The following is a 26,519-nucleotide window of genomic DNA, read 5'->3' as shown; positions in this document are numbered from 1 at the left end:
CTGCCCTGGGCAGAGGACCGCCGCGGACGGGTCAGCGCGGCGCGTCCAGCTCGGCCACCTCGCCGGGTGCCAGCTCGAGCCGGGCAGCGGCGAGGGCGGAGTCCAGCTGCTCCACGCTGCTGACGCCCACGATGGGCCGCGCCTGCGGCGAGCCCGCCAGCAGCCAGGCCAGCACCACCTGGGACGGGGTCACGCCGTGCCGGTCGGCCACCCGCCCCAGCGCCGCCAGCCGCCCGGTGGTGCCCGGGTGCTCGTAGACGGCGGGCAGCGGCCGGTCCGCACGGTCGAACGCCCCCTGGATCAACGGGCTGTAGGCCCACAGCTCGATCTCGGGATGGCTCTCCAGGTAGTCGCGGGTCTCCTCCGAGACGAAGCCGAAGCGGTGATCCTTCCCGGGCACCTCGGCGCCCGGCCGCGGCTCGACGTACGACGTCGTGAGCTGCAACGCCGTCCACGGCTCCACCGCCAGCCGGGCCGCGAGCTGCCGGGCCCGCTCGACCCGCCAGGTCGCGTGGTTGGAGACGCCCAGCCGGTCGACCAGGCCGTTCTTGACCAGCGCCCCGAAGGCGGTGACCGTCTCCTCCAGGTCGGTCGCGCGGTCCTCGCCGTGGGCCCAGTAGACGTCGATGCGGTCGATGCCGAGTCGGTCGAGGCTGCGTGCGCACTCACGCTGGACGACCTCGGCGGACAGGCCCTCCACGCCCCCGTCGCCGGTGGGCTCCACCCCGACCTTCGTGGCGATCACCAGCCGCTCCCGGACCCCGGGGTTGGCGGCGAGCCACCGGCCGATGACCGCCTCGCTCTGGCCACCCCGGCCCGTCCCGGACTCCCAGAACGCGTAGCAGTTGGCGGTGTCCAGCGTGGTGCCGCCGGCCTCCACGAACCGGTCCAGCTGGGCGAACGACGCCCGCTCGTCCAGCCGGGTGCCGAAGTACATCGTGCCGAGGACGAGGTCGCTGATGGCGTGCATGGCCGCCAGCGTAGGGTTCCTACGCGTGATCGAGCTCCGCACCCCTGCCCAGATCGAGGAGATGCGTCCCGCCGGGCGCTTCGTCGCCGACGTCATCACCCGGCTCGCCGAGGTGGCCGACGTGGGTGTCAACCTGCTCGACCTCGACGCCCTGGCCCACGAGATGATCCGTGAGCGCGGTGCCGAGTCGTGCTACCTCGACTACCACCCGTCGTTCGGGGCGTCTCCCTTCGGCAAGGTGCTCTGCACCTCCGTGAACGACGCTGTCCTGCACGGCCTGCCCCACGACTACGTGCTGCGCGACGGCGACCTGCTCAGCGTCGACTTCGCCGCCAGCGTGGACGGCTGGGTGTCGGACTCGGCGTACAGCCTCGTCGTCGGCACCCCGCGCGAGGAGGACCTGCGACTGATCGAGGTGACCGACCGGGCGCTCGCGGCCGGCATCGAGGCGGCCACGGCGGGCAACCGCATCGGCGACATCTCCCACGCGATCGCCACCGTGGCGCGCGAGGCCGGGCTGCGCATCAACACGCAGTTCGGCGGGCACGGCGTGGGCCGCACCATGCACGGCGACCCGCACATCCCGAACGACGGCCGACCCGGCCGGGGCTTCCCGCTCAAGCCGGGGCTGGTGATCGCGATCGAGCCGTGGTTCCTGCACACCACCGACGAGATCTACACCGACGCGGACGGCTGGACGCTGCGCAGCGGGGACGGTTCCCGGGGCGCGCACATGGAGCACACGGTGGCCGTGACCGAGGACGGCCCGGTCGTGCTGACCGCGCGGTGACCCAGCGGGTGCGCTGAGCACCCCTCCCCCGTCCGGATGAATGTCCCGGTCCCCCCTTGCCACCCGGGCTGCCCGGGGCGAGAGTGAGCCGGCACACATCGAACGAGGGAGATGCCCGTGACCGGGAGACATCTGGGCGGCAGCCGCCGCATCCGCACCACCGCCGCGCTGGCCGCGGCAGCGATGGCGCTCGCGGGTGGCGTCGCCACCTCGACGACGTCCTGGGCGGGCAGCGCCCCCTCCGGCACGGCTCAGCCGGAGCGGGCGGCGCGCACGGCGGGTCCGTCGGAGGCGCGAGGCTTCTTCGACCTGCGTCACGGCACCACCGACCGCGCCCACGCCGCAGAGCTGCGCGCGGCCACCAAGGCCTCGTCCCGGCCGGCCGCCCGCGCCCTCCAGCGCTCGCTGAGCGACCACGCCCTGCTGGAGTACGACGGCAGCACCGGCACGGTCCGGATCCTGGAGGACCTCGACGGCTTCCTGACCGGTCGCAGCAGCAAGGCTCCTGCGAAGGTCGCGATGGGCTACGTGCGCGCCAACCACGACGCGCTCGGCCTGACCTCCGACGACCTGGACACCTTCAGGCTCCGCCGCGACTACCGCGACATCGAGGGCGTCCACCACCTGTCGTGGAGCCAGCGCGTCGGCGGCGAGCGCATCTTCGGCAACGGCCTGCAGGCCGCGGTCACGCGCGGCGGCCGGCTGCTGATGCTCGGCGGCTCCCCCGTCTCCGGCGCCTCGGCCCCGACCACGGCCGGCTCGTCCCGGCTCGGCACCCCCGCGGCCGCGATCGCCGCAGCACGTCGCGACCTCGGCGAGAGCTCCACCGCCGCCGGCCCGCGCGACACCGCCGAGCCCGTGCTCTTCGTGACCCGCACCGGCACCCACCGGGCGTGGCAGTCGATCACGATGTCCGCCGAGCACCCCGCGGTCTCGGTCCTCGACGCCGAGACCGGTGCCCTGCTCTACCGCCGACCGTTGTCCGCCGAGCGCGCCGCGGCCGAGGGCAGCAGCGGCAAGGCCGTGACCTACTTCCCCGGCCACCGGCCCGGCGGGAAGCCGCAGAAGTTCGACTACACCAAGCGGGGGTGGCTCGGACCGAAGGCCAAGCGCCTCTTCGGCAACAACTCGCACGCCTACTCCGACGTCAACGACGACAACCACCCCCAGAGGGGCGAGGAGGCCCCGCCGAGCAACGGCCACCGCTGGAACTACGTGCTCAAGCCGTTCCACCTCAAGAAGGTGTCGTTCTGCGACAACCCCTACCCCTGCTCGTGGAACCCGAACAAGCCGTACTCCTGGCGCACCAACCGCAAGCAGAACGTCGCCCAGGTGTTCTTCTTCGTCAACAACTGGCACGACCACCTGCTGCGGGCGCCGATCGGCTTCACCGAGGCGGCCGGCAACTTCCAGCGCAAGAACTTCGGCAGGCACGGTGAGGACGGCGACTTCGTCGACACCCAGACCGACGACGGCGCCAACACCGACCACGGCCTGCCGGACGGCGCGCACATCGACAACGCCAACATGGACACGCCTCCCGACGGCATGGCGCCGACCATGCAGATGTACCTCCAGCACCAGCCCGGCACGTCGTACCCCGACGGCGACCCGTTCGCCCCCACCAACGTGGGCGACGAGGCCGACACCGTCTACCACGAGTACACCCACGGCCTCTCGAACCGGCTGGTCGTCGACCCGAACGGCGTCTCCACCCTCGGCGGTGTGCAGGCCGGGGCGATGGGCGAGGCGTGGAGCGACTGGTACGCCATGGACTACCTCGTCGCCAAGGGCCTGCAGAAGGACAATCCGGACAAGGTGGACGTGGTCCTCTTCCAGTACGACGGCGCCGGCGTGGCGCTGGACCGCACCGAGCCGATCGACTGCGCCGTGGGCTCGACCGCGAAGCGCTGCAACGGCGGCGCGACCGGGCACGGCGGCGGCTACACCTATGCCGACTACGCCCAGGTGATCGGCTCGCCCGAGGTCCACTCCGACGGCGAGATCTGGGCGCAGACCCTGTGGGACCTGCGCAACCGGCTCGGCTCGCGGAGGAGCGAGGCGCTGGTGACCCGGGCGATGGAGCTGGCGCCGACCAACCCGTCGTTCCTCGACATGCGCAACGCCATCCTGGTCGCCGACACCGCGCTCTTCGGCGGCGACCACCACCGGGGCATCTGGTCGGTCTTCGCCCACCGCGGCATGGGCTTCTACGCCGGCTCCCTCGGCGGCGACGACTCCGCGCCGGCGGCCAGCACCGACCTGCCGCCGACGAGCCCCGCGACGGGCACGATCAGCGGCGTGGTCCGCGACCAGGACAGCGGCCAGCCGGTCGCCGGCGTCCCGGTCACGCTGGCCTTCCAGGGCGGCGGCGGGATCGCCAACCCCACGGCGATCACGGCCGACGACGGCAGCTACAGCCTCGGCCCCGTCCCCGTCGGTCACTACGGCAAGCTCGTGGTGAGCGGCGCGGGTTACGACACCACGCAGCACGAGGTCACCGTGACCGCCGGCGGCACGACCGAGGACTTCGGGGTGCGGCGCGACTGGGCCGCCGCCAGCGGCGGTGCCTCGGTGGCCGACTTCAACGGACCCGACTTCAGCCCCTTCGGCTGCGGACCGGACCGGGCCATCGACAACAGCCAGGCCACCGGCTGGAGCACGACCACGGGCGCTGACGAGGCTCCCACGAACGTGTTCGTGCCCAAGCACGTGACGGTGGACCTGGGCCGGCAGGTCGACATCAGCGAGTTCGGCGTCGACCCGGCCAACACCTGTGGCGACGGCGGCAGCGCCTCGACGGGCGACTACAGGATCGAGACCTCGCCGGACAACGCCACCTGGACGACGGCGAGCACCGGCACGTTCACGGTCGACGACCGGGGCCGGATCAACCTGCTGTCCCCGACCGCGGGCGCGTCCGGGGTGCGCTACGTGAAGTTCACGATCCTGGGCAACCAGACGCCGGACTTCGCGACCAGCTGCCCCGACGGGGCGTTCTCCGGCTGCACCTACACGGACCTGACGGAGCTGGAGGTCTACGGCGAGGCGGCTCCCTGACCGGAGTCCTGGCCGGCGGTCGGCGCCGCTCCTGCCCGAGCAGTCGGGGCGGGGGCGGCGCCGACGCTCGTCTGGAAGAGCAGGGCCCGCCCGAGGACCTGGTAGCCCAGCGCGTCGTTGACCGCGATCATGTGGTGGTTGCTCTCGGCGTTCCAGGTGTCGATCGACTCCAGCTGCGGCTCCTCGTCCTGCAGCCAGCGCAGCATCTCCAGCTTGAGCAGCAGCCCGAGCCGGTGCCCCCGGTGGGCGCGCACGACCGAGGTGTCGTGCTGCTCGCCGAGCTGCGGACGCTCCGCGTCGACCCCGACGATCGTCTCCCCCGCCAGCTCGCCGGTCCCGCGGTGCCGGGCGTAGAGCCGGTGGATGCGGACTCCCCGCAGCCGGTGTGCCTCCTCGTAGGCGCGGATCCGGCGCGGTGAGTAGACCTCGTCCTCCAGGTCGAGGTCGTCCACGGGCGAGTCGTTGATCGCGGCCACCATCACCGCGAACGCCTCGAGCTCCTCCTCGGGCACCGGGCCGGCCAGCCGGGCGAGCTCGTACGCCGCGGCGCGCTCCGTCGCCTCGGCGTGCAACCGGTCCAGCCGGGACCGGTCCAGCCCGGCGAGCACCTGGCGGCGTTGGATCTCCCGGCTCCTGCACTCCAGGCCGTGCCGGGACGCGAACCCGGTGGCCGCCGCGTGCTCCCAGCCGTCCGTGCCCACCGTGGTGCGCCCCTCGGCGCGGGCGCGTTCGAGCAGCGCCGCCAGGATCGCGCTGCCGTGACCGCGGCGGCGGTGGTCGGGATGGACGTCGAAGCGCACCCAGGCCAGGTGGTGGTTGTCGTAACCGCTCGTCTCGTACTCCGCGAGCCCGACGGGCCGGCCCCGCACCGTGGCCAGGAACGCGACGGTCGGGTCGAGGTCCCAGCCGTGGCGCAGCCGCCCCTCGGCCTCGTGCTCGGTGAGGGGGTGCACCCACGGCGAGTCGGCGCGGCGGGCCGCGTTGGCGACCGCGACGAAGTCACGCAGCGCGGAGCGGTCGCCGGGATCGATCTCGACGATCTCCATTCCTCGAGGATGCGCTCCACCGGGAGCCGTGCGCCAGCGGATATCCCGGCCCCCCATGTCCGGACGCAGCGAGCGGCCGCCACGCTCCCACCGACCAGGCAGGAGGGTGACGGCCGCCGAGGTGCTGCCCCGCTGCGTCAGGCAGCGTCAGGCAGCGTCAGGCCAGTGTCAGCCCAGGTTCAGCGCGGTGTCGTCCACGACGAAGCTGGTGGCCAGCGAGCTGTCCTCGCTGCCGCTGAAGCTGATCGACACGGTCTGCCCGGCGAGCGAGGAGACGTCGAACGTCTTCAGCGAGTACCCCGCCGCCGCGTTGGCGTTGGAGTAGGTCGCCAGCGTGGTCGAGCCGGCCTTGACGGTCAGCTTGTCGTACGCCGTGGAACCGCTCTCCGCGGTGTCGATGTGCAGGTAGAACGACAGCGTGGCCCGGCACCCTGCCGGGATGCTCACCGACTGGCTGAGCGTGTCGGTGTGGGTCGAGCCGTAGCCGTTCATCCACGCCTTCCAGCTGCCCGAGCGGGCGGGCTGGCTGGTGCTGTTGTCGACGACGCCGGTCGAGGCCGACCACGGCGCGGCCGAGCCGGTCTCGAAGCCCGGGTTGCCGAGCTTCTGGCCGGTGCAGCCGGTGCCGCCGCCGCCCGTGGAGCAGGTCGGGTCCCCGGCCTGGGCCGGGACGTTGACCGCGTCCCACGCGGCCTTGACGGCGTTGAACTCGGTGCAGCTGCTGGTGCCGTACAGGTTCTTGGCGGCAGTCAGCGTCCAGGTGCGGTACTTCAGGTACGACGCGCCGGTCGTCTTCATCAGCATCGCGTTGTACATGATCTTCATGGCCTTCTGGATGCCCACGCCCGTGACCGAGCTGCCGTTGCAGGTCGGGCTGGACGGCTGGCCGTTGCTCGGGCTGGACCCCTCGGCGAGCAGGTAGAACCAGTGGTTGCCCGGGCCCGCGGCCGCGTGCACCTCGTCGGTGGGGGTCGAGGAGGTGTAGCAGTTGGAGTCGCCGGCCAGGGACGGGTTGTACATGTAGCGGATCGGGCCGCTGCCGACCAGGTTGACCTGCTCGCCGACGGTGTAGTCGGGACGGTCGGTGCCGTTGTTGGCGTACCACTCGGTCGCGGCGCCGAACGTGTCGGCGACGAACTCCTGGGTGCCGTTGCCGGAGATGCCGCCCGGCGTCTTGTCGTCGACGCCGTGGCCGAACTCGTGGGCGACCACGTCGATGGAGCCGATCCACTTGCCGCCGCTCTGGGTGTGGCCGATCTGGACCTGGGTGCCGTCGTAGTAGGCGTTGACGTCGTTGAGGCCGACGCGGATCGGGACCCAGCCGCCGGAGCCGTTCATGCCGCTGCGACCGAGCCAGGTGGAGAGCATCTGGCGCTCCTGCTCGGCGGCGTAGAACGCGTCCGCGCAGCCGGTCTCGCGGCTGGTGGCGACGCCGTTGCCCCACGAGTCGTCGCTGCCGGAGAACGTCACGTTGGTGGCGGCGTCCTGGCAGACCAGGGTGGCGGCGTTGGTGTTCTTCATGGAGTACGTCGAGCCCGACAGCGTGGTCGGGATCGAGACGGTGCCCGCCCAGGCGGTGTTCCCGGTGCCCTCGAGCACGTGCTCGGTGGTCGTGAGGACCTCGCCGGTCAGCGCGTCGACGTACACCGAGAGCCGCGACGGCTCGCCGGCCCGGGTGCCGGTCACCAAGGTCTCCCAGGCCAGCCGCGAGGCGTCGCGCTGGAGCACGACGAGGCGGGTCTCCCCGACCTGCGGGCCCTTGACCTGGTGCGCCGACGTGCCCCGTGCGGTGGCCTTCGCGACCTTCGGGGACAGCGAGTCGAGCCTGGTGGCACGGGTCTGGGCGACGGTGGTGCCGAGCACGTTGCCGTCGGAGTCGGTGGTGACCACGAAGTCGCCACCGACGACCGGGAGGCCGCGGTAGGTGCGCTCGTAGGGGACGTACTGCAGGCCGGCCGACGACAGGACCGGGAGCGCCCGGAAGCCGTCGTGCTTGCCGGCGTGCAGCTTCGCCGGCGGGTCCTGCACGAGCGCGCGTGCGGACTGTGCGGCCGCAGCCCGTGCATCCTGGGGTGCGGCACGGTGGGGCACGGCCGCCTGGCTGCCGGACGGCGCCGACATCACGACCATGGCGGAGACGAGGGCTGCGGAGCTGGCGATGGCCAGCCTCCGCGGAGCCCCAGCGACGAGTCTTCTCACTCGACACTCCTTGTTCCGGGCTCGCCGAGGAGCCCACTGAAGGGTTGGGGGGTGTGGCTCCGCCCGGGTCTGCACCGGAGGTCTTCCACCCGAGAAGGGAAGCCGCGGGAACTCTTGCGCCACGACGGCATCCGGTCAACGGATTGAAAGTGCAGGACTGTGCACTGCATCAACACGCAAAAGTCGGCTGGCCACGCGGAGCCCCGGCCCGGCTCCAGCCCGGCCGCCGCTCGCCGGGACCTTCGGCTCTGACGCGCCGCCTGCGGCCTTCGCGACCGTAGGAGCGTGAAGCTGATGCGTCTGCTGGCACCGTTGGTGCTCCTGGGTGCGGGCCTGGCGACCGGGGCCGCACCGACCGCGACCGGCGCCTCCGCCGCCGCCACGCCCGCGCCGACCCTGGTCGGCATCCGGGCCTCCCACCACACGACCCCGGGCGGGGGCGGCTTCGACCGGATCGTCTTCGACTTCAGCGGCGGGCTGCCCACGAGCGTGCGTGCGCACTACGTGAAGCGGCTGATCGCGGACCCGCGAGGCACGAAGGTGCGGATCGCAGGCCGGGCGATCCTCGCCGTGCGCTTCGAGCCGGCCGACGCCCACGACGCGGCCGGGCCCACCGCCCCCCGGCGGGTCGCGTTCCCGCTGCCCAACGTGATGACCGCGGTGCGGTCCGGTGACTTCGAGGCGGTCACGACGTACGGCCTCGGCCTGGCGAAGCAGACGCCGTTCCGCGTGCGCACCCTGCACCAGCCGGACCGGGTGGTCGTCGACGTCCGCGCCGGCTTCCGGACGGTGCCGCGCAAGGTCTGGTTCCTCGACGAGGACAACTTCGTGGCCAACCAGCGGCCCTTCTTCGTGCCCCGCTCCCGCCCGGTCCTGCCCGGCACCCCGGCCCGCGGCGTCCTGGACCGGCTGTTCGCCGGCCCGTTGCCGGTCGAGCGCGCCCACGGTCTCCGGCTGCTGCGCTCCGGGGCCACCGGGCTCACCGGACCCGGGATCACCGACGGGGTGGCGCGCACCCGCATGCTCGGGGGCTGCACCAGCGGCGGCTCGACCGTCACGCTGGCCGGCGAGGTGATGCCCACGCTGCGTCAGTTCGCCTCGGTGGACTGGGTGAAGATCTACGACGACAACGGTGACACCGAGACGCCCACCGGACACTCCGACTCGATCCCGGAGTGCCTGGAGCCCTGATGCCCTCCCCGGACGCACCCCTGGGCACCGGCTTCGCCGATGCCTGTGCGCAGGCCGAGCTCGTGCACGCGGGCCGGCTGCGGCCGGTGGACCTCGTCCTCGACGCCATCACCCGGATCGAGCGGCTCGACCCGGTCGTGCACGCCCTCGTGGTGACCGACTTCGACCGGGCGGTCGACACCGCACGCACGCTCGACCCGAGCCTGCCCTTCGCCGGGGTCCCGATCCTGGTCAAGGACCTCTGCGCCGAGGTCGAGGCCCTGCCGATCCGCGAGGGCTCGGCGTACCTGCGCGGCGTGGTCTCCGGGCACGACCAGGAGTACGTCGCCCGCTTGCGCCGGGCTGGTTTCGTGGTGCTGGGCAAGACGGCCACCTCGGAGTTCGGCATGGCCCCCACCGTCGAGCCGTCGGACGGCCCGGCCACCGCCAACCCGTGGGACACGGCGTACACGACCGGCGGCTCCAGCGGAGGATCGGCGGCTGCGGTGGCCAGCGGCATGGTGCCGGTCGCCCACGGCAACGACGCGGGTGGTTCGATCCGCATCCCGGCCTCCGCCTGCGGGCTCTTCGGGCTCAAGCCGACGCGGGGCCGCAACCCGCTCGGCCCGCGGTACGGCGACATCTTCGGCGGCCTGGTGGCCGAGCACGTGCTCACCCGCACGGTCCGTGACAGCGCCGCCCTGCTCGACGTCACCGCAGGGCCGGCCCCGGGCGACCCGTACCCCGCGCCGCCGCACTCCGGCACCTGGGCCGGCGAGGTGGGGCGGCCTCCCGGCCGGCTCCGCATCGCCGTCAGCCGGCAGGCAGCCGAGGGGCGGCCGGTGCACCCGGACTGCCTGGCGGTGCTGGACGAGACGGTCGAGCTCCTCGAGGAGCTCGGCCACACCGTCGTCGAGCGCGAGCTGACCGAGCTCACCCCGGAGGTGGGGAGCGCGATCGGCCGCACCTACGGCGCGGCCCTCGACTGGGTCATCCGCTACTGGGCGGCCGAGACCGGCCGGTTGCCGGAGCCCCACGAGCTCGGGCCGCTCACCCGGCTCTACTGGCAGCGCGGCCGCGACGTCCGCGGCGGCGAGCTCCTGGTCGCGATGACGACCCTGCAGGCCTTCTCCAGAACCGTCGCCTCGGCCTACGACGGACCGGACGGGTTCGAGGCGTGGCTGTCCCCCACGCTCGCCGAACCCCCGCCGCGCCTCGGCGAGATGGCCGCCTCGGAGGCGGACCCCACTCTCGCCGAGGCGCGGTCGGCCGCCTTCGTGGCGTTCCCCCTCATCGTCGCCAACATCACCGGGCGGGCCGCGATGAGCGTCCCGCTGGGCCGCAGCAGCGACGACCTGCCGGTCGGCGTGCACCTCATGGGCGGCTTCGGCGGCGAGGCCACGCTGCTCCGGCTCGCCGCGCAGCTGGAGGCGGCGCGGCCGTGGGCGGAGCTGTGGCCACCGGTCTCGGCGCGCTGCCTCGACCACCACCACCCGTTGACGAGCCCGGCAGAATGATCCCGTGACCGAGCCGATCCGTGTCGTGAAGCAGGCGGACCTGACCCCCGCCGATCCGACGCCGGGGATGCACCGCACGCTCGCGTTCCGTGCCCCGGGGCTGTGGGCCGGTCGGGTCGAGACGGAGCCGGGCAGCAGCTCGGGCTGGCACCACCACGACACCAACGAGTCCAGCCTGTACGTCGTCTCCGGCGTGCTGCGCCTGGAGTTCGAGGGGCGGGAGGGGTACGTCGAGGCGCACCCCGGCGACTTCGTGCACGTCCCGGCCCACACGATCCACCGGGAGACCAACCCGACCGACGACGTCTCGGTCGTGGTGATCGCGCGCGCCGGCGAGGGCGTCCCGACCGTCAACGTGGACGAGCCGCCGCACCCCCACCGGGCGCCGCCCGACTGATCGGTCCCGCTCAGCCCTCCGTGGTGGTGTAGCGGCCGCGGAAGTAGAGCAACGGATCCGCGAGCTCGGTGGTGCCGAGATCGAGCACCCGGCCGACGACGATGTGGTGGTCCCCGGCCTCGTGGACGGCATGGATCGTGCAGTCGACGTACCCGAGGATCCCGTCCAGCACCGGCGAACCCGTGGCCGGGGACTCCGCCCACGGGACCCCCGCGAACTTGTCGACGCCCCTGCTGGCCATCACGTTCGACAGGTGCGACTGGTCGGCGCTCAGGAAGTTGACGCAGAAGTGGCCCGAGCGCTGGATCAGCGGCCACGCACGCGAGGTCTTGGCCGCCACGAACATCACCAGCGGTGGGTCGAGCGAGACGCTCGCGAACGACTGGCAGGTCAGGCCGACCGGCTGGCCGTCGCTGCTGCCGGTCACCACCGTCACCCCCGAGGCGAAGCGCCCGAGGACGTCGCGGAAGCGACGCGCTGCGGTGAGGCCGGCCGTGTCGCCGGCGTGAACCTCCGCGGTCTCCCCCGGCCACAGCTCGAAGTCGACCCCGGGGTCGCCCACGAGGTCGGTGATCTGGTCCCAGGTGGGCCAGCCGCGACCGGTCTCCGACGTCATGCCCCTACCGTAGTCAGCCCTCCCCGCGGTCAGCCCTCCCCGTGGTCAGCCCTCGGACGGCTGGTAGCGGGTGAGCACGCAGAACTCGTTGCCCTCGGGGTCGGCGAGCACCACCCAGCCCTTGTCGCCGTCGCGCAGGTCGTCGACCAGCGTGGCGCCGAGCCCGAGGATCCGGTCGATCTCCTCGTCCCGGGTCCGGTCGGTGGGCCGCAGGCAGATGTGCATGCGGTTCTTGACGGTCTTGGGCTCGGGGACCTTCAGGAAGAGCAGGTAGCGGTCGTCCGGACCGGCCAGGCCGCACTCCTCCTCCCCCGGCTTGTTCTCCCACTCGGTCGGCTGGACGAAGTCCTCCAGCACCTGCGCCCACCACATGGTCTGGGCGTAGGGGTCGTGGGCGTCGATGCAGAAGTTGGATGCGCGAGATGCCATGCACGCACCCTGCCAGAGACCGGCGACAGCGGCCGGGACCGCCGCGGCAGCGCTAGGTTGTGGCGGGCCGGTCGCCGCCTGAGAGGATGAGCATGTCCATCACGTTCCACGACAAGGTCGCCCTCGTCACCGGGGCCGGCTCCGGCATCGGTCGCGCGACCGCCGTGGCCCTGGCCGGGTACGGCGCCAAGGTCGCGGTCGCCGGCCGGCGCACCGACCTCCTCGCCGAGACCGTCCGGTTGGTCGAGGAGCGCGGCGGCGAGGCCCTGGCGGTCCCCACCGACGTCGCAGACGAGCAGCAGGTGCGGGCGATGGTGGCTGCCACCGTCGAGCGGTTCGGTGGCCTGGACCTGGCCTGCAACAACGCCGGCATCATCGGGCCGACGGCACCGATCGTGGACCTGTCGCCCGAGGACTTCGACCTCACGATGTCGGTCAACCTGCGCGGCGCCTTCCTCTGCCTCAAGCACGAGCTCACGGTGATGTCCGGGCGGGGCGGCGGCGCGGTCGTCAACGTCAGCTCGGTGAACGCGGTGATGGCGGAGGCGACCGCCGCCGGCTACTGCACCAGCAAGGCGGGGTTGGACATGCTCACCCGCGTGGCCGCGCTCGAGCACGCCTCGCAGGGCATCCGGGTGAACTCGCTGCGCCCCGGCTACGTGCTCACGCCGATGCACGACGAGGCGCTCGCAGCCGCGGGCGGGGACAGGGGCGAGGTCGTCGCCGAGATCGAGGGGTCGGTCCCGATGCGGCGCCGGGCCGAGCCGGAGGAGATGGCGGAGGCCGTCGCCTGGTTGTGCTCCCCGTTGGCCGCCTACGTCACCGGTCAGACCCTCACCGTGGACGGCGGGCTCGCGATCTCCGCGTCCTGACCGGTCCGGGGCGCACCCCGAGTTCTGGTGATCTCGGACGGCGGCCGTCACCTCGGCGTCGTACCCGGCCCTAGCCTGCGAGCACCATGAGTCCCGAGCTCGACATCCGCCCGGCCCGCCCGCGGACGCTGACCCGACGCCGTCTCGTCATCGGCGGTGCCGGCGCGGTCGGTGTCGCCGCGATCGGGACCGCGGCCTGGAGCGTCGCGCCGTTCCGTCTGAAGCACGAGCTGGGACTGACCCCGGAGCCCTTCGTCCCCGACGCCCCCGAGGGCCGGGTGCGGGTCGAGAGCGTCCGCTCGCAGGCAATGCGTGGGGAGATCGGCCTGTTCACCGCCGTCCCGGCCGGTCACGGCGACGGGGCGGGGCTGCCCGTCGTGGTGGTGCTGCACGGGTCCAGCGCGACCGTCGAGGGCTTCCGTGGCTTCGGCTTCGGCCGCTTCGTGACGGCGTCGGTCCAGCGCGGGGCGCCGCCGTTCGTGCTCGTCGGCACCGAGGACGGACCTGCCGGCTGGGTCTCGGACGGCAACGGCGACCCGCAGGCGATGCTGCGCGACGAGCTGCCCGGCTGGCTCGCGGAGCGCGGGTACGACGCGGAGCGGCGCGCACTGTGGGGCTGGTCGCGCGGCGGGTACGGCGCGCTGCGGTTCGGCCTGGCCGACCCGTCCTGGTCGCGCGCGACCGCGCTGTTCAGCCCGGCCGTCTCCCTCGGCGACCCGGCGCTCGCCGACCTGTCACCGCTGGCGGGGCTCCCGCTGGGCCTCTGGTGCGGCGACCGGGACCCGTTCCGCGACGCGGTTCGCGACGTCGTACGCCGGCTGCCGACCGAGCCGGAGGTGGTGACCTTCGCCGACGGCGCGCACACCCGCGTGTTCTGGAACCGGCACACGCTGGACGCGTTCGCGTGGCTCTCGGGCCACCTCACAGCCAGTCGCGACGCCTGAACGCGACGTAGAGCCCGCCGGAGAGCAGGATGATCAGCAGGGTCGAGGTGTAGAAGCCCGAGTGCCGCGCGAAGCCCGGGTAGGGCAGGTTCTGGCCGTAGAACCCGGTGATCGCCGTGGGCACGGCGATGATCGCCGCCCAGCTGGTGACCTTCTTGGTGATCACGTTGAGCCGGTTGCCCTGGATCGTCAGGTTGGTCTCGACGATGGTGGCGACCAGGTCGCGCAGGCTCTCGGTCCACTCGGCGGCGCGCAGCACGTGGTCGTAGACGTCCTGGTAGTAGGCCGTCATCTCGGCCGGGACCAGGCCGACGTCACGCCGCATCAGGGTGTTGACCACCTCCCGCATCGGCAGCACGACGCGCCGCAGGTGGACCAGGCTCTTGCGCAGCTCGAAACTGCGGCGCTGGACGTCGCGGTCGCGGGGACGGTCGTCGAACAGCAGGTCCTCGAGCGCCTCGATCTCGTCGTCGAGCGACTGCACCGCGTCGAAGTGGCTGTCCACGACGTAGTCGAGCAGCCCGTGCACGAGCGCACCCACGCCGTACTTGGTCAGGTCGGCGTTGTCGTCCCAGCGGGCCACGAGTGCGTCGACCGGGAACGTGTCGTCGGGACGGACCGTCACGAGTGCCCTCGGCGTGATGAAGGCCGCGACCTCGCCGGTCACCAGCTGCCCGCTGGCGGTGTCGAGGCGGACGGCGTACGCCGTGAGGAAGTCATGGGTGCGGTAGCGGTTGAACTTGGGGCGCTGTCGACCGCTGGCGGCGTCCTCGACGGCCAGCGAGTGCAGGTCGAGCTCGTCCGCGACGTGCTGCAGCTCGGCGAGGTCCGGCCCGCAGAGGTCCACCCAGACCACGGCCGAGTCATCGCGGAGGTGCTCGGAGACGTCGTCGAGCGAGAAGCCCTCGTCGGTGAGGACCCCGTTGCGGTAGCACCGGGTGCGGGTCACACGGTCGAGTATTGCTCAGACGACCGGCTGCACGCGGGATTCCGGCGCCGCCTGCAGGAACTCCAGGGCTCCCCCGTGCTCGCTGGTGAGCGTGTACGCCGCCCCGCGGTGCGGCCGCACCTCGACGTGCACGCGCGCGGTCTTGGAGTTCAGGCAGTAGCTCGTGGCGCGCGCAGGGTTGTCGTAACCCAGGCAGACCATGCTGTCCGGCGATGCCTCCATCCGCAGCGTCGCCTCGCCGCCCCTGCCCCGCATCCGCAGCGACCAGCGTGGGAAGTCGATCGTCGGTCGCTGCCGCCACAGGTCGACGATCCGGTCGAAGCGGTGCTCGCGCCCGCCGCGGCGCACGACCAGCATCGAGAACAGCGGTGAGGCGCGGCGGCCCAGCTCGATGCGCCCCGACGCGGCCTCCACGACCGCCTCGTCCCCCGGGAACACGCACTGGCCCCAGGCGTACTCGGGGCTGTGCGCCGCGCCCCAGTTGTGCCCCTGCATGCCCACCCAGTCCGTGAGGTCCCAGGTCTCCTCGGCCCCGTCATCGGTCCACCCGAGGCTGCCGGCGAACGTGGCCACCGGGAACGGCGTGAGCAGCTTGTTCCTCGGGAAGGGGGCGTCGACGAGCCGGGCCGGCAGCAGGCGCATCGGAGCGCCGAGGGACCCGTCGGCCCGGGCGAACGAGAGATCCCACGCGACGCGACCGCTCCCTGAGGTCAGCTCCCCCTCGGAGCGCCCGCCCTCCCGACCCAGCTCGAGCTCGAGCGGGCCGACGTGGCTGGACCCGTCCGGCCCGAAGGTCGCCTCCTCGAGCGGTACGTCGTGCCGGAACCCCGCGGTCCGGCCCCGGTCGAAGACGCTGCACCACGCCTGGGCCTTGCCGGTCCCGTCCGTGCGGGTCAGCACCGTGGCCTTGAGCCAGAGCGCCCGCGGCGCGGCCGGGTCGTTGGCGCGGACGAACCACGACTCGACGTGGTCGGTGCCGGCACGGAGACGCGGCGCGTTGTCGGACGTCATGGGGCCAGTGTGTCGGCAGGTCCCGTCGTCAGGCGAGGAGCGGGTCGAGCCGAGCCCCGGACGGAGGCAGCTCACTCGTGCCTACGAGGGGCCCCCGCGTCATCGCTGTCGCTTTCGACACGAGCTGCCTCCCCTCGTGGACGCAGGAGCCGGACGGGTCAGTCACTCCGGATCAGGAACGGTGATTCCCGGACGGACCTCGCGCCTCAGCCGGTTCGTGAGTTCCCGCCGAGCAGACGAGTGACGAGCGCTCCACTCGAGGGCCCCGCATACGTGTCGGCTCTGAGCCGGACCGTCCGGATCGCAGGGTCTCCGTCATCGCCCCGGGTGAGGCCGTCGACGGGATCGTACGAGTACCACCGAACGCGCCCGTCCTCAGACGGGAAGCGATCCGGCGGCCTCTCGGTCACATCGTCAGTGTCCTCGATGGCAGGTCCGCGGCGCTCTCAGTCCAGGCAGAACTCGTTGCCCTCGACGTCCTGCATCACGATGCACGCGTTGGTGCCGTCGTACAGCAGCTCCACGCGCGTCGCGCCGAGCGGGAGCAGGCGTGCGCACTCGGCCTCGAGCGCAGCCAAGCGCTCCTCGCCCACGAGCCCGGTGCCGGCCCGCACGTCGACGTGCACCCGGTTCTTGGCGACCTTGCCCTCGGGGACCCGCTGGAAGTACAGCCGCGGCCCCACTCCCGAGGGGTCCTCGCACGCGCACCACGAACCCTGCTCCTCGGGCGGCTGTGAGCGATCGTAGTCGGCCCACGTGGCGAACTCCTCGGGCAGCGTCGGCAGGACGTACCCCAGCACCTCGCACCAGAAGCGGGCGACGCGCTCGGGTTCGGCGCAGTCGAAGGTGACCTGGACCTGCTTGACCGATGACATGGGCCCAGACCGTAGTGACGCGTGCCGCTCGCAGCAACAGAGTTCTGCCGGTCAGGGGTCCGGGCAGTGGGGCACACTCGGAGCCATGATGAAGCGCTCGGAGCTGCGCCGCCTGATGGAGGGCCGACCAGGCTTCGACATGCGCTTCTCGAGGAGCGCGGTCGCCGCGAGCCTCTGGGCCCACGGCGAGGACGATCTCGCCGACCGCGCGCTCGCCATGGACGATGCCGACCTCCGCAGCGTCCAAGCCATCGCCGCCCACTACGTCAGCCCTGCTTATCCGCTTCCGGTCGTTGACCAACGGATCACCAACAACCACGTGATCGCGCTGGCGGCGATCACGTACTTCGAGCAGGACTGCCGCCCGCTGACGCGGACCCGGCGTCGACCCGAGCGCACGCGGCCCGCGAGGTTCACCCCCTTGCCACCCGACCCGGGCACCGGGCTCTGAGGTCGGATCGGAGACGGTCGGCTCACCGGCACCTTCGAGACACGCCCACCGCAACCACGCTGGAGATGCGCCTGCACCCGATGGAGACCAGCACGACAGTTCAGCACCCCGAGACTGGACGCCACCAGCGTTGCCGGGCGCTCCGGGTCCGGAGCTGCGGATGAGCGCACGTCGCCGGCCTCCGTCGGGTAGAACGGTGAGCGACCGCGACCGGTGGGCCAGGGGCAGGTGACTTCGTGGACAACCCAGACGTGAGTGCGGCTGCCATGGCGCGGGTCTACGTCGACATGGTGGGGGACCTGTTCCACGCGGGCCACGTGTCGCTCCTCCGGGAGGCGCGTCGCCATGGTGACTGGCTGGTCGTCGGCGTGCTGGCCGACGACACCGCGGCCTCCTACAAGCGCCGTCCCATCATGACCCTGGCCGAGCGCGTCGCCGTGATCGAGTCGTGCAGGTACGTCGACGAGGTGATCGAAGGCGCCCCGCTCCGGGTGACCGAGGAGTTCCTCGCCGAGCACGGGATCACGACGGTGGTGCACGGCGACGACTTGTCTCCCGAGGCGGCCGACTTCGTCTACGGTCCAGCTGCAGCAGCCGGGAAGCTCAAGTACGTCCGACGCACTGGAGGGATCTCGACCACCCAGGTGATCCAGCGGGTGCTCGAGGCCGCGTCCCGCTCTGGATGACCGGATCCACCGCGCGCAGGATCCTGTCCGGCCCTCGGGCCCCGCGCGGGGTTCAGCAGCATCACTGTCGGGCCTGCTCCAGGTTCGCCCGGTGCACGCCGGAGAGCCAGTCCTGCTCGAGACGCGCGTCGACCGGGTCCACACCTCGCACCAGCGCGTCGACGTACGCGCGATCGGCGGCCAGCCGGGCCGCCACCTCGGGGCCCTCGGCGACCGACCCGTGCCCGGGGACCACGACGTCGACGTGCTGGGTGGCCTCTTCCAGCAGGTCGAGCGCCGCCGCGTAGTCGGACACCTGGCCTGACCGGCGTGGGTCGAGCATCGGGATCAGCACGTCGGAGAGCATGTCGCCGGCGATCAGGACTCCACGATCGGCCAGGAGGACCGCGGCGTGGCCGATGGCGTGGGCCTCGTGCTCGACGAGCGCGCCGGGGACGGGACCACCGTCGGCAGGCAGCGGCGAGACGAGCCCGATCAGCTCGAGGGGGATCCCCGACGCGCTCCCCGCCGCCATCTCCTGCGCGCGCTCCCGGACCCCGCCGGCTGCCTGCGCACAGGCAGCGGTGGCGTAGCGCGGCACGTCGCCGAACCGGGGGTGCCACAGGAGGTGGTCCCAGTGGAGATGGGTGGAGAACCCCGCGACCACCGGGATGCCGAGCCGGTCCACGTCGTCGGCGAGCTCGGCCAGGTCGGAGCCGTCGATGCCGGGATCGACCAGCACCAACCCGCTCTGACCGCGCACCACGACCGCATTGCTCCAGACCCACTCGCTCTGGCGGACCCAGACGCCGTCGGCAACCTCGCTCAGCATGTGTGCACCCTCCCGTCGCCTCCCCTGACCTGCTGACCCGTGTCGCTCGTGCAACTCATCGGTCGACGGGCGCGTCGGTGGCGCGGCCGACGTACGCTCGATGGCGAGGCACCACTCGTCCCCCGGAGGTCGTCATGGACGTCCTGCTCATCGTTGTGCTGGCCCTGGTCGTGCTCGTCGTCGCGGGCGTCGCCACGAGCTTCCGGGTGGTGAAGCAGATCGAACGCGGGGTCGTGTTCCGGCTGGGTCGGGCCCAGCAGGAGGTGCGGCGACCGGGACCGACCCTGCTGGTCCCGTTCGTGGACCGGATGAAGCGCGTCAACATGCAGGTCGTGACCATGCCGGTCCCGGCGCAGGACGGCATCACCCGCGACAACGTGACCGTGCGCGTCGACGCGGTCGTCTACTTCCGGGTCCACGACCCGGTGCGGGCGGTCGTCGAGGTGCAGGACTACCAGTACGCCATCTCGCAGGTGGCACAGACCTCGCTGCGGTCGATCATCGGCAAGAGCGAGCTCGACGACCTGCTGTCCAACCGCGAGCGGCTCAACCAGGGACTCGAGGTCATGCTCGACAGCCCGGCCGCGCCGTGGGGCATCGAGATCGACCGCGTGGAGATCAAGGACGTCGCCCTGCCGGAGGCGATGAAGCGGTCGATGTCGCGCCAGGCCGAGGCCGAGCGGGAGCGACGGTCGCGGGTCATCACCGCCGACGGCGAGTTCCAGGCGTCGAAGAAGCTGTCCGAGGCCGCCGCGGCGATGACCGGCACCCCGGGTGCCCTGCAGCTGCGGCTGATGCAGACGATGGTCGAGGTGGCGGCCGAGCGGAACTCGACCCTGGTGCTGCCGTTCCCGGTCGAGCTGCTGCGCTACTTCGAGGCGGCCGCGCACGCCGCCGACCCGGCCGTGCCGCGGGCCGGCATCCCGGACCCGCCCCGATGAGTTCGCGGGCTGCGCCGGGTCCGTACCGACATGGCAACGGTGATCATGCACGCGGTGGTGTCGGTGGACGGCTTCATCGCCGACGAGGACGACGCGGTCGGCCCGCTGTTCGACTGGTACTTCAACGGCGACGTGCCGATCGTCGAGGACGAGGCCGAGGGACGGCACGCGCCGTTCCGCATCAGCCGACGCTCCCATGACTACGTCAGCTCGTTGTGGGGCAGCATCGGCGCCACGGTCCAGGGTCGGCACCTGTTCGACCTGACCAACGGCTGGGAGGCCGAGCCACCGGCCGGTGACCACCTGGTCGTGGTGTCCCACCGACCGAAGCCGGACGGCTGGCACCCCGAGGCCGACGTGCCGTTCCTCGACAGCGTCGCCGATGCCGTCGCGGAGGCGAAGGAGCGGGCCGGGGACCGGGTGGTCGCGGTCTGCGCCGGCGACGTCGGAGGGCAGGCGCTCGCGCTCGGGCTCGTCGACGAGGTGGGGATGGACGTCGTCCCGGTGGTGTTCGGCCGGGGCAAGAGGTACTTCGGGCCCGTCGACTCCCAGCACCTGCTCGAGGACCCGCACGTCGTGGTCCAGGGCGACCGGGTCCTCCACCTGAGCTACCGGGTACGCCGCTGACCCGGACCCCGCGGCGTCACTTCTTCTTCGTCGGGTGGATCTTGTCGGAGAGGGTCTCCTCGGAGCCCTTGCTGCGCTTCTCGGCGCGCTTCTCCTTGATGGACTTGCCGGTCTTCTTGGACATGCTCTGGCGCGGCGACTTGTCGCTCATGGGGATCTCTCTGAGAGGAAGCCTGAACGGCTTCGTGCCTCGACACTACGCCCTGCCCCACACCGGTGGCCGCGTCACGGTGCGCCTGCGCTGAAGTCACGCCCCGGGCCGTAGTGTCGTCCGGGTGAGCCGACGATGAGCAAGATGGACGACCTGCGCGCGATGCGCGAGGCCCGCTACGAGCAGATGACGACGCGTGCGGGCAAGCCCGCCGCCTCTCCGACGCCCGCCGTCCCGAGGAAGAGGCCCACGACGCCCGCGGTCCAGCCGGTCGCGGACGACGTCGAGCCGTCGGACGAGGCGCTGTGCGGCCACCGCGCCATCAGCGGCCGCACCTGCACCCGCGAGCAGGGCCACGCGGCCAAGAGCCACCGCTACTCCTGATCCCGGTTCACCGGCTCCTGAGGACGACCAGCCGCTGGGTCGCCCGGGTCATCGCGACGTAGCGGTCGACCGCGCCCTCGATGCCGCCGCCGAACGTGTCCGGGTCGACCAGCACGACGAGGTCGAACTCCAGTCCCTTCGACAGCTCAGGGGTCAGCGTCCGGACGCGGCCCGCCCCCGGGAGCGGGCCGTCGACCTCACCGACGGCCACCACGCAGGCGGTCCCGTCGGCGTGCTCCGCCAGCCAGGACTCGAGCACCGAGCGCAGCTCGGACACGGATCCGTGGACGACGGGGACGCCGCTGCTGCGGACGGACGTCGGCACGTTCGCGTCCGGCAGCGCGGCCCGGATGACCGGCTCCGCCTCGGCCATGACCTCCTCCGGCGTCCGGTAGTTGATGCTCAGCGACGCCAGGTCGACGTGCTCCAGCCCGACCCGCTCGAGCCGCTCCTGCCAGGACTCGGTGAACCCGTGCCGCGCCTGGGCCCGGTCCCCGACGATGGTCAGGCTCCTGGACGGGCACCGCTGCAGCAGCATCTGCCACTCGGCGTCGGTGAGCTCCTGCGCCTCGTCGACCACGACGTGCGCGAAGGGGCCGGCGAGCGGGTCCGACGCGGCGGTCGCGAGGGCGTCCTCGTCGACGATCACGCTCTGCGCGTCCTCGACGCGCAGCATCGACATCACCTTCATCTCGGAGTCGTCGGTGGCGATCAGGTGGTCGACCACCATGGCCATCTCCTCGCGCTGGGCGGCCACCTCGGCCGCCAGCCGTCGCCGGCGTCGGGACGCCTCGGGGTCGCCCACCCGCAGCCGGGCAGCATCCAGCAGGGGCAGGTCCGACACGGTCCAGGCCCGGGGATCCGTACGCCGCAGCGCCTGGACCTCGTGCGGCTCGAGCCACGGTGCGCACCGGCGCAGGTAGGCCGGCACGGTCCACAGGTCCTCGACGACCTCGGTCGGGTCGAGCAGCGGCCACGCCCGGGAGAAGGTGGCCGCGAGCTCGCGGTTCGCGGCCAACGCCCGGCGGAGCTGGTCGCGCGGCACTTCCGTGTGGTCGACCTTGTCGACCAGGATGGAGAGCAGCTCCTCCCACACCTGGTCCCGCGCGTCGTTGTGCGGCGTGCCGGGGTCCGGGGCGTCGAAGGCCTCGGCCCAGTCGTCCGCGCCGAGCCAGATGTCGGCGTACGGCGTCTCGACCTCCAGGCCCTCGGTGGGTGGCTCCTCGTAGAGCCGCACCGCGGGCTCGATCGCCCGGACCATCGCCGCGGACGACTTCAGCCGGGCCACCTCGGGATCGGTCTCGGGCACGGCCGTCGCGCCCTCGGGGACCAGGTCACGCAACGTGCAGGTCTGCACGCCCTCCTCGCCGAGGCTCGGGAGCACGTCGGCGACGTAGGCGAGGTAGGGCTGGTGCGGCCCGACGAACAGCACGCCGCCCCGGCGGTGGCCCAGACGGGGGTCGGCGTACAGCAGGTAGGCGGTGCGGTGCAGGGCGACGACGGTCTTGCCCGTGCCCGGCCCACCGTCGACCACGAGCGCCCCGCGGGACCCCGCCCGGATGATCGCGTCCTGGTCGGCCTGGATGGTGCCGAGCACGTCGCGCATCCGGGGCGACCGGCTGCTGCCCAGGCTGGCGATGAAGGCGGACTGGTCGTCCAGCGCGGCGGCGTGCCCCTCGAACCCCTCCGCGGTGAAGACCTCGTCCCAGTAGTCGCTGATCCGCCCGCGGGTCCACCGGTAGCGTCGTCGGCTCGCCAGCCCCATCGGGTCCGCGTGGGTGGCGCCGAAGAACGGCTCGGCCGCCGGTGACCGCCAGTCGAGCAGGAGCCGGCGGCCGGTGCTGTCGGTGAGGCCGAGACGTCCGACGTACACCGGCTCCGGGTCGTCGGCATGGACCATGTGCCCCAGGCACAAGTCCACGCCGTACCGGCGCAGGGTGCGCAGGCGGGCCGTCAGCCGGTGGACCTCCTGGTCCCGCTCCAGCGCCGCCTGGCCGGTGCCGGCCGGTGCGCGTCGTGCGGCGTCGAGGCGCTCCGACAAGTCGGCGACCGACTGCTCGAGGCTCCGCGCGAGGGCCGCGAAGTGCTGCTCGTCGCCGGCGACCAGTGCCGGGTCGGCCTTGGGTGCGAGGTGGCCGCCGAGGTCGAACACGCTGGTGGTCACTGGGTCCATCTCATCGGCTCCGATCGTGGTGCTGCGTCCCAGCGCTTCCCTGGGACACCGGCGTCGATCGGCGATTCTGAGGCCTGCCGGGGGTCTTGCCGCAAGCCCCCCGCTGGGTTATACGTTGAGAGTGGAGGGGGGTGCGACCGCGGCTCGCACCAGCTCGGCGATCCGCTTCTCCACGGCGGGGCCCCAGTCCCGGAGCGCGTAGGCGACCGGCCACAGGTCGCCCTCGTCGAGGTTGGCGGCGTCCTGGAAGCCCAGCGTGGAGTACCGGTACTTGAACTTCCCCGCGTCCTGGAAGAAGACGACGACCTTGCCGTCGGCGTTCGCGTAGGCCGGCATGCCGTACCAGGTCTTGGGGGTCAGCCCGGGGGCGGCCTCGGTCACCGTCACGTGCACCCGCTCGGCAAGCGCCCGGTCCTCCGGCGCCATCTTCGCGATCGCGTCGAGCACCGCCTGCAGGCCGTCGGCCTTCTTGGCGCCCTTCTTGCCCTCGGCGCGCAGCTCGGCGGCACGCTGCTTCATCGCGGCGCGCTCCTCGGCCGTGAACCCGTCCGTCGCGTTCGTGGTGGACATGTTGGACTTCCTCTCGTCGTGGGGGCCGCGGCATCCCGCGGGCCGTTGCGTCAAACGCTAGGCGCGCTGCCACCGCGACGCTTCTCGATTCCTGACCGGATCACCGGCCGGCTCACTGCAGCCACGGCCCCGCGCGCCGGGTGTGCGCCGCCTTCGTCGCGGGCTCCATGCCGTCGTACAGCCGGGCCACCATCCGGGAGCGCGGGTTGGCGTCGAAGACGTCGTGGTGATCGCGGACGAAGGTCCAGTAGAGCGCGTCCCAGTCGTCCCGCCACTCCCCCGGCGGCAGGTCGGACATCTTGCGCAGGTAGTTCGACCCGGAGACGTACGGCTTGGTCGTGATCGCCGAGCCGGCGGCGAACTGGCTCATCGCGTAGACGTTCGGGACCATCACCCAGTCGTAGGCGTCGACGAACATCTCCATGAACCACTCGTACGCCGCGTCCGGGTCGGTGCGCAGCAGGCACATGGCGTTGCCGAGCACCATCAGCCGCTCGATGTGGTGGGCGTAGCCGCTCTCCAGCACCCGGCGCAGCACCAGGTCGACCGGCTCGAGCCCCGTCCGGGCGCTCCACCAGCCCCGGTCGAGCTGCCGGGTGTGGCCGAGCCGGTTGCTGGTGCGCATCCGCCGGCCCCACAGGACGTACGCCGCGCGCATGTACTCCCGCCAGCCGATCACCTGACGCACGAACCCCTCGACGGAGGCCAGCGGTACCTGCCCGTCGGCCGAGACCGCGAGCGCGCGGTCCAGCACCCGCTGCGGGCTGATCAGCCCGATGTTGAGCCCCGGGGTCAGCAGCGAGTGGAACAGGTGCGGGTGCTCACGGGAGATGGCGTCCTCGTAGGGACCGAACTGCTCGAAGCGGTCGGTGAGGAACGCGTCGTACGCCGCCTCGGCCTCCGCGTGCGACGTCGGCCAGGCGAAGGCCGCCGCCTCACCGGGTGCGTCGGGGAACTCCTCGGCGACCCACGCGATCGCGTCCGCGACGTGCGGGTGACGTTCCGGGGCGGGCGCCGGAGGCACGGGGTGCCCGCGGGGCAGCTTCTTGCGGTTCTCCTCGTCGAAGGACCATCGTCCGCCGGCCGGCTCGTCGCCGTCCATGAGCACGTCGAGCCGGCGCCGCTGGGCGGCGTAGAAGTGCTGCATGCGGGCCGTGCGGCCGCCACCGTCGAGCACCTCCCGGAGCTCGCTGCGGGTCGTGAGGAAGCTCGGGGTCTCCAGCACCTGCGCGTCGGGAAGGTCGCGCGAGAGCCAGTCGTCGACCACGTCGTAGACCGAGACCGACTGCGGGGAGAGCCGGCGCAGCTCGGCGTCCGTCCCCTCCCGGGAGGTCCGCTCCGCCGAGGTCTCGACGACCACGACCTCGCGGCCCGCCTCGCGGAGACGGTCGGCGAAGCGCCGCATCGAGGCGCGGTGCAGGACCAGCTTCTGGGCGTGGAAGGAGTACTGCCTGAACATCAGGTCGTGCTCGACGAGCACGAACGTCGTCCCCTCCGGCGCGTCGAGGTGCTCGACGAAGAGCTGGTGCGGCAGGACCAGCCGGACGTGTGCGACGCCGTTCCCCATGCCGCGAAACTACCCAGTGGATAGGAAGACCCGTTCCAGAACGTGTTCTAGCATCGGCCGCATGTCCTTCCTGCGCCGACAGCTGGTGACGGCGGCGCTCACGGCGAACGCCATCCGGCCGGTGCCCGGCTTCAGGTTCGGCATCCCGGCTTTCGTCGCCGGCTGGCTGACCGGCGAGCTGGCCCCACACATGCTGGCGCTCACCGCCGCCGACGCGGCCGCGCACGCGCACCGCCCCCGGCGCAACCGCGCCGGGCTCGTGCTCGCGGGCGCCAGCGCCGCGGGCCTGACCTTCCTGATCGACCAGAGCCGCCGCGTGCGGACCACGGCCGAGGACGCGCTGACCGAGACGCTCGGCGCCGACTACGTCAGGGCGCTCGACACCCGGCCCACCCCGGCCGATCTCGCCACTCCCTGGCGGCAGCTGGTCAACCCGTTCCGGATGCGCAACGACGCGATCCGGGTCGAGCGCGACATCGCCTACGACCCCAGGCACGGCCGGCGCGGGCTGCTCGACATCTACCGGCCCGCGGGGGCCCAGCTCGCGCACGCGCCGGTCCTCCTCCAGGTGCACGGCGGCGGCTGGACCCTCGGGTCCAAGGACCAGCAGGGCATCCCGCTCATGCAGCACCTCGCGGCCAAGGGCTGGGTGTGCGTCGCGATCAACTACCGGCTCGCCCCGCGCGACGCGTTCCCGGCCCAGATCATCGACGTCAAGCGGGCGATCGCCTGGATCCGCGAGCACATCGCGGAGTACGGCGGCGACCCGGCGTACCTCGCGATCACGGGCGGCTCCGCCGGCGGGCACCTCGCCGCGCTGGCCGCCCTCACGCCCCACGACCGCACGTGGCAGCCCGGCTTCGAGGACGCCGACACCAGCGTCGCGGTGGCCGTTCCCCACTACGGCGTCTACGACCTCGCCGGCTCCACCGGGGTGCGCGACATGGAGCTGATGCGCGACACCTACCTCGCGCCCCGGATCGTGCAGCGACGCTGGAGCGAGGACGCGGAGATCTTCGAGGCCGGCTCCCCCATCCTGCGGATCACCGCGGAGGCGCCCGACTTCTTCGTCCTGCACGGCACCCTCGACACGCTCGTCCCGGTCGACCAGGCCCGGCTGTTCGTCGAGAGGCTGCGCAGCGTCTCCAAGCGCTCGGTCGTGTACGCCGAGCTGCCGGGCGCGCAGCACGCGTTCGACGTGTTCCCGTCGATCCGGTCGGCGCACATCGTCCGGGCGATCGACCGCTACCTGCACTGGCACTGGAACCTCTACCGGCGCGAGCGCGCTGCTCCCGAGGACGCCGGCTGACGCT

The 26,519-nt window shown here is 72.4% G+C and carries 26 protein-coding genes; 13 read left to right on the top strand and 13 right to left on the bottom strand.

The features are described 5' to 3' along the window. Positions 1 to 31: 31 nt before the first annotated feature. Positions 32 to 970, bottom strand: a complete 939-nt coding sequence (locus tag ACFO9I_RS10465; RefSeq protein ID WP_379180511.1) for an aldo/keto reductase — start codon at positions 968 to 970, stop codon at positions 32 to 34. Positions 971 to 995: 25 nt separating this feature from the next. On the opposite strand from ACFO9I_RS10465, the gene map reads away from it, so the two are divergent. After that, the gene (gene map, locus ACFO9I_RS10460; protein WP_379180509.1) at positions 996 to 1,760 is read left to right on the top strand and encodes a type I methionyl aminopeptidase; all 765 of its coding nucleotides are present in this window, start codon (positions 996 to 998) and stop codon (positions 1,758 to 1,760) included. 117 nt (positions 1,761 to 1,877) lie between these two features. After that, positions 1,878 to 4,820, top strand: coding sequence for a M36 family metallopeptidase (locus ACFO9I_RS10455; RefSeq protein WP_379180507.1), 2,943 nt, complete (start codon positions 1,878 to 1,880; stop codon positions 4,818 to 4,820). Here the strand turns inward: ACFO9I_RS10455 and ACFO9I_RS10450 are convergent. Continuing rightward, a complete protein-coding gene (locus ACFO9I_RS10450; RefSeq protein ID WP_379180505.1) occupies positions 4,799 to 5,866 on the bottom strand; it encodes a GNAT family N-acetyltransferase in 1,068 nt (355 codons plus the stop codon). The genes ACFO9I_RS10455 and ACFO9I_RS10450 overlap by 22 nt on opposite strands. Positions 5,867 to 6,034: 168 nt before the next feature. After that, positions 6,035 to 8,065 (bottom strand): M4 family metallopeptidase, encoded by a 2,031-nt coding sequence (locus ACFO9I_RS10445; RefSeq protein ID WP_379180503.1) that lies wholly within the window; start codon positions 8,063 to 8,065, stop codon positions 6,035 to 6,037. Between the two features lie 285 nt (positions 8,066 to 8,350). Between ACFO9I_RS10445 and ACFO9I_RS10440 the strand changes: the two genes are divergently transcribed. Genes ACFO9I_RS10440 through ACFO9I_RS10430 form a run of 3 tightly spaced genes read left to right on the top strand, consistent with a single transcriptional unit; the run spans position 8,351 to position 11,149 of the window. Further along, the gene (locus ACFO9I_RS10440) at positions 8,351 to 9,256 is read left to right on the top strand and encodes an AMIN-like domain-containing (lipo)protein (RefSeq protein ID WP_379180502.1); all 906 of its coding nucleotides are present in this window, start codon (positions 8,351 to 8,353) and stop codon (positions 9,254 to 9,256) included. After that, a complete protein-coding gene (locus ACFO9I_RS10435; RefSeq protein ID WP_379180500.1) occupies positions 9,256 to 10,752 on the top strand; it encodes an amidase in 1,497 nt (498 codons plus the stop codon). Before ACFO9I_RS10440 ends, ACFO9I_RS10435 begins: the two co-directional genes overlap by 1 nt. A gap of 4 nt (positions 10,753 to 10,756) precedes the next feature. Further along, positions 10,757 to 11,149, top strand: coding sequence for a cupin domain-containing protein (locus ACFO9I_RS10430; RefSeq protein WP_379180498.1), 393 nt, complete (start codon positions 10,757 to 10,759; stop codon positions 11,147 to 11,149). Positions 11,150 to 11,159: 10 nt separating this feature from the next. Here the strand turns inward: ACFO9I_RS10430 and ACFO9I_RS10425 are convergent, their stop codons facing one another. Continuing rightward, on the bottom strand, positions 11,160 to 11,765 hold the full coding sequence (locus ACFO9I_RS10425) for a flavin reductase family protein (protein WP_379180497.1): 606 nt from the start codon (positions 11,763 to 11,765) through the stop codon (positions 11,160 to 11,162). 45 nt (positions 11,766 to 11,810) lie between these two features. Then, complete coding sequence (locus tag ACFO9I_RS10420; RefSeq protein WP_379180495.1) at positions 11,811 to 12,194, bottom strand: VOC family protein; 384 nt, start codon at positions 12,192 to 12,194, stop codon at positions 11,811 to 11,813. Between the two features lie 92 nt (positions 12,195 to 12,286). On the opposite strand from ACFO9I_RS10420, the gene ACFO9I_RS10415 reads away from it, so the two are divergent. After that, entirely contained in the window at positions 12,287 to 13,066 is a 780-nt protein-coding gene (locus ACFO9I_RS10415) for an SDR family NAD(P)-dependent oxidoreductase (protein ID WP_379180493.1), read from the top strand. An 86-nt stretch (positions 13,067 to 13,152) separates the two neighbouring features. After that, a complete protein-coding gene (locus ACFO9I_RS10410; RefSeq protein WP_379180491.1) occupies positions 13,153 to 14,010 on the top strand; it encodes an alpha/beta hydrolase-fold protein in 858 nt (285 codons plus the stop codon). On the opposite strand, the gene ACFO9I_RS10405 is transcribed toward ACFO9I_RS10410, so the two are convergent. The 3 genes from ACFO9I_RS10405 to ACFO9I_RS10395 form a co-directional block, all read right to left on the bottom strand. Next, complete coding sequence (locus ACFO9I_RS10405) at positions 13,988 to 14,959, bottom strand: magnesium transporter CorA family protein (protein WP_379180489.1); 972 nt, start codon at positions 14,957 to 14,959, stop codon at positions 13,988 to 13,990. The two genes, ACFO9I_RS10410 and ACFO9I_RS10405, sit on opposite strands and share 23 nt — an antisense overlap. Positions 14,960 to 14,974: 15 nt before the next feature. Continuing rightward, complete coding sequence (locus ACFO9I_RS10400; RefSeq protein ID WP_379180487.1) at positions 14,975 to 15,970, bottom strand: hypothetical protein; 996 nt, start codon at positions 15,968 to 15,970, stop codon at positions 14,975 to 14,977. 446 nt (positions 15,971 to 16,416) lie between these two features. Further along, the gene (locus ACFO9I_RS10395) at positions 16,417 to 16,845 is read right to left on the bottom strand and encodes a VOC family protein (RefSeq protein WP_379180485.1); all 429 of its coding nucleotides are present in this window, start codon (positions 16,843 to 16,845) and stop codon (positions 16,417 to 16,419) included. Between the two features lie 85 nt (positions 16,846 to 16,930). Here ACFO9I_RS10395 and ACFO9I_RS10390 point away from each other — a divergent pair, with 85 nt between their 5' ends. Then, a complete protein-coding gene (locus ACFO9I_RS10390; protein ID WP_379180483.1) occupies positions 16,931 to 17,296 on the top strand; it encodes a hypothetical protein in 366 nt (121 codons plus the stop codon). A 251-nt stretch (positions 17,297 to 17,547) separates the two neighbouring features. Further along, positions 17,548 to 17,982, top strand: a complete 435-nt coding sequence (locus tag ACFO9I_RS10385; RefSeq protein ID WP_379180481.1) for an adenylyltransferase/cytidyltransferase family protein — start codon at positions 17,548 to 17,550, stop codon at positions 17,980 to 17,982. Positions 17,983 to 18,043: 61 nt separating this feature from the next. Here ACFO9I_RS10385 and ACFO9I_RS10380 read toward each other — a convergent pair whose 3' ends face one another. Further along, the gene (locus ACFO9I_RS10380) at positions 18,044 to 18,793 is read right to left on the bottom strand and encodes an MBL fold metallo-hydrolase (protein ID WP_379180479.1); all 750 of its coding nucleotides are present in this window, start codon (positions 18,791 to 18,793) and stop codon (positions 18,044 to 18,046) included. Positions 18,794 to 18,927: 134 nt separating this feature from the next. Between ACFO9I_RS10380 and ACFO9I_RS10375 the strand changes: the two genes are divergently transcribed. Both ACFO9I_RS10375 and ACFO9I_RS10370 read left to right on the top strand, forming a co-directional pair. After that, positions 18,928 to 19,734 (top strand): slipin family protein, encoded by an 807-nt coding sequence (locus tag ACFO9I_RS10375; RefSeq protein ID WP_379180477.1) that lies wholly within the window; start codon positions 18,928 to 18,930, stop codon positions 19,732 to 19,734. A 30-nt stretch (positions 19,735 to 19,764) separates the two neighbouring features. After that, entirely contained in the window at positions 19,765 to 20,361 is a 597-nt protein-coding gene (locus ACFO9I_RS10370; protein WP_379180475.1) for a dihydrofolate reductase family protein, read from the top strand. Between the two features lie 16 nt (positions 20,362 to 20,377). Here ACFO9I_RS10370 and ACFO9I_RS10365 read toward each other — a convergent pair whose 3' ends face one another. Beyond that, positions 20,378 to 20,512 (bottom strand): hypothetical protein, encoded by a 135-nt coding sequence (locus tag ACFO9I_RS10365; protein WP_379180473.1) that lies wholly within the window; start codon positions 20,510 to 20,512, stop codon positions 20,378 to 20,380. Positions 20,513 to 20,647: 135 nt separating this feature from the next. Between ACFO9I_RS10365 and ACFO9I_RS10360 the strand changes: the two genes are divergently transcribed. Then, a complete protein-coding gene (locus tag ACFO9I_RS10360; protein WP_379180472.1) occupies positions 20,648 to 20,896 on the top strand; it encodes a hypothetical protein in 249 nt (82 codons plus the stop codon). Between the two features lie 7 nt (positions 20,897 to 20,903). On the opposite strand, the gene helR is transcribed toward ACFO9I_RS10360, so the two are convergent. The 3 genes from helR to ACFO9I_RS10345 all read right to left on the bottom strand — a co-directional run bounded on the left by helR (position 20,904) and on the right by ACFO9I_RS10345 (position 25,206). Continuing rightward, positions 20,904 to 23,069 (bottom strand): RNA polymerase recycling motor ATPase HelR, encoded by a 2,166-nt coding sequence (gene helR / locus ACFO9I_RS10355; RefSeq protein ID WP_379180470.1) that lies wholly within the window; start codon positions 23,067 to 23,069, stop codon positions 20,904 to 20,906. Positions 23,070 to 23,177: 108 nt separating this feature from the next. Next, positions 23,178 to 23,639, bottom strand: a complete 462-nt coding sequence (locus ACFO9I_RS10350; protein WP_379180468.1) for an iron chaperone — start codon at positions 23,637 to 23,639, stop codon at positions 23,178 to 23,180. Positions 23,640 to 23,751: 112 nt separating this feature from the next. Next, positions 23,752 to 25,206 (bottom strand): cryptochrome/photolyase family protein, encoded by a 1,455-nt coding sequence (locus tag ACFO9I_RS10345; protein WP_379180466.1) that lies wholly within the window; start codon positions 25,204 to 25,206, stop codon positions 23,752 to 23,754. A 61-nt stretch (positions 25,207 to 25,267) separates the two neighbouring features. Between ACFO9I_RS10345 and ACFO9I_RS10340 the strand changes: the two genes are divergently transcribed. Continuing rightward, the gene (locus ACFO9I_RS10340) at positions 25,268 to 26,515 is read left to right on the top strand and encodes an alpha/beta hydrolase fold domain-containing protein (protein WP_379180464.1); all 1,248 of its coding nucleotides are present in this window, start codon (positions 25,268 to 25,270) and stop codon (positions 26,513 to 26,515) included. Positions 26,516 to 26,519: the final 4 nt, after the last annotated feature.

The organism is Nocardioides sp. GCM10023255 (assembly GCF_042653125.1).
GTDB lineage: Bacteria > Actinomycetota > Actinomycetes > Propionibacteriales > Nocardioidaceae > Nocardioides.
This window is presented reverse-complemented; position numbering and strand designations above follow the sequence as displayed.

Bases quoted from the DNA above. Each gene is read 5' to 3' on its own strand.
- ACFO9I_RS10465 (WP_379180511.1), bottom strand. From the start codon at position 970: ATGCACGCCATCAGCGACCTCGTCCTCGGCACGATGTACTTCGGCACC.
- ACFO9I_RS10450 (WP_379180505.1), bottom strand. From the start codon at position 5,866: ATGGAGATCGTCGAGATCGATCCCGGCGACCGCTCCGCGCTGCGTGAC.
- ACFO9I_RS10435 (WP_379180500.1), top strand. From the start codon at position 9,256: ATGCCCTCCCCGGACGCACCCCTGGGCACCGGCTTCGCCGATGCCTGT.
- ACFO9I_RS10425 (WP_379180497.1), bottom strand. From the start codon at position 11,765: ATGACGTCGGAGACCGGTCGCGGCTGGCCCACCTGGGACCAGATCACC.
- ACFO9I_RS10420 (WP_379180495.1), bottom strand. From the start codon at position 12,194: ATGGCATCTCGCGCATCCAACTTCTGCATCGACGCCCACGACCCCTAC.
- ACFO9I_RS10415 (WP_379180493.1), top strand. From the start codon at position 12,287: ATGTCCATCACGTTCCACGACAAGGTCGCCCTCGTCACCGGGGCCGGC.
- ACFO9I_RS10410 (WP_379180491.1), top strand. From the start codon at position 13,153: ATGAGTCCCGAGCTCGACATCCGCCCGGCCCGCCCGCGGACGCTGACC.
- ACFO9I_RS10400 (WP_379180487.1), bottom strand. From the start codon at position 15,970: ATGACGTCCGACAACGCGCCGCGTCTCCGTGCCGGCACCGACCACGTC.
- ACFO9I_RS10395 (WP_379180485.1), bottom strand. From the start codon at position 16,845: ATGTCATCGGTCAAGCAGGTCCAGGTCACCTTCGACTGCGCCGAACCC.
- ACFO9I_RS10390 (WP_379180483.1), top strand. From the start codon at position 16,931: ATGATGAAGCGCTCGGAGCTGCGCCGCCTGATGGAGGGCCGACCAGGC.
- ACFO9I_RS10380 (WP_379180479.1), bottom strand. From the start codon at position 18,793: ATGCTGAGCGAGGTTGCCGACGGCGTCTGGGTCCGCCAGAGCGAGTGG.
- ACFO9I_RS10375 (WP_379180477.1), top strand. From the start codon at position 18,928: ATGGACGTCCTGCTCATCGTTGTGCTGGCCCTGGTCGTGCTCGTCGTC.
- ACFO9I_RS10370 (WP_379180475.1), top strand. From the start codon at position 19,765: ATGGCAACGGTGATCATGCACGCGGTGGTGTCGGTGGACGGCTTCATC.
- ACFO9I_RS10365 (WP_379180473.1), bottom strand. From the start codon at position 20,512: ATGAGCGACAAGTCGCCGCGCCAGAGCATGTCCAAGAAGACCGGCAAG.
- ACFO9I_RS10360 (WP_379180472.1), top strand. From the start codon at position 20,648: ATGAGCAAGATGGACGACCTGCGCGCGATGCGCGAGGCCCGCTACGAG.
- helR (WP_379180470.1), bottom strand. From the start codon at position 23,069: ATGGACCCAGTGACCACCAGCGTGTTCGACCTCGGCGGCCACCTCGCA.
- ACFO9I_RS10350 (WP_379180468.1), bottom strand. From the start codon at position 23,639: ATGTCCACCACGAACGCGACGGACGGGTTCACGGCCGAGGAGCGCGCC.
- ACFO9I_RS10345 (WP_379180466.1), bottom strand. From the start codon at position 25,206: ATGGGGAACGGCGTCGCACACGTCCGGCTGGTCCTGCCGCACCAGCTC.
- ACFO9I_RS10340 (WP_379180464.1), top strand. From the start codon at position 25,268: ATGTCCTTCCTGCGCCGACAGCTGGTGACGGCGGCGCTCACGGCGAAC.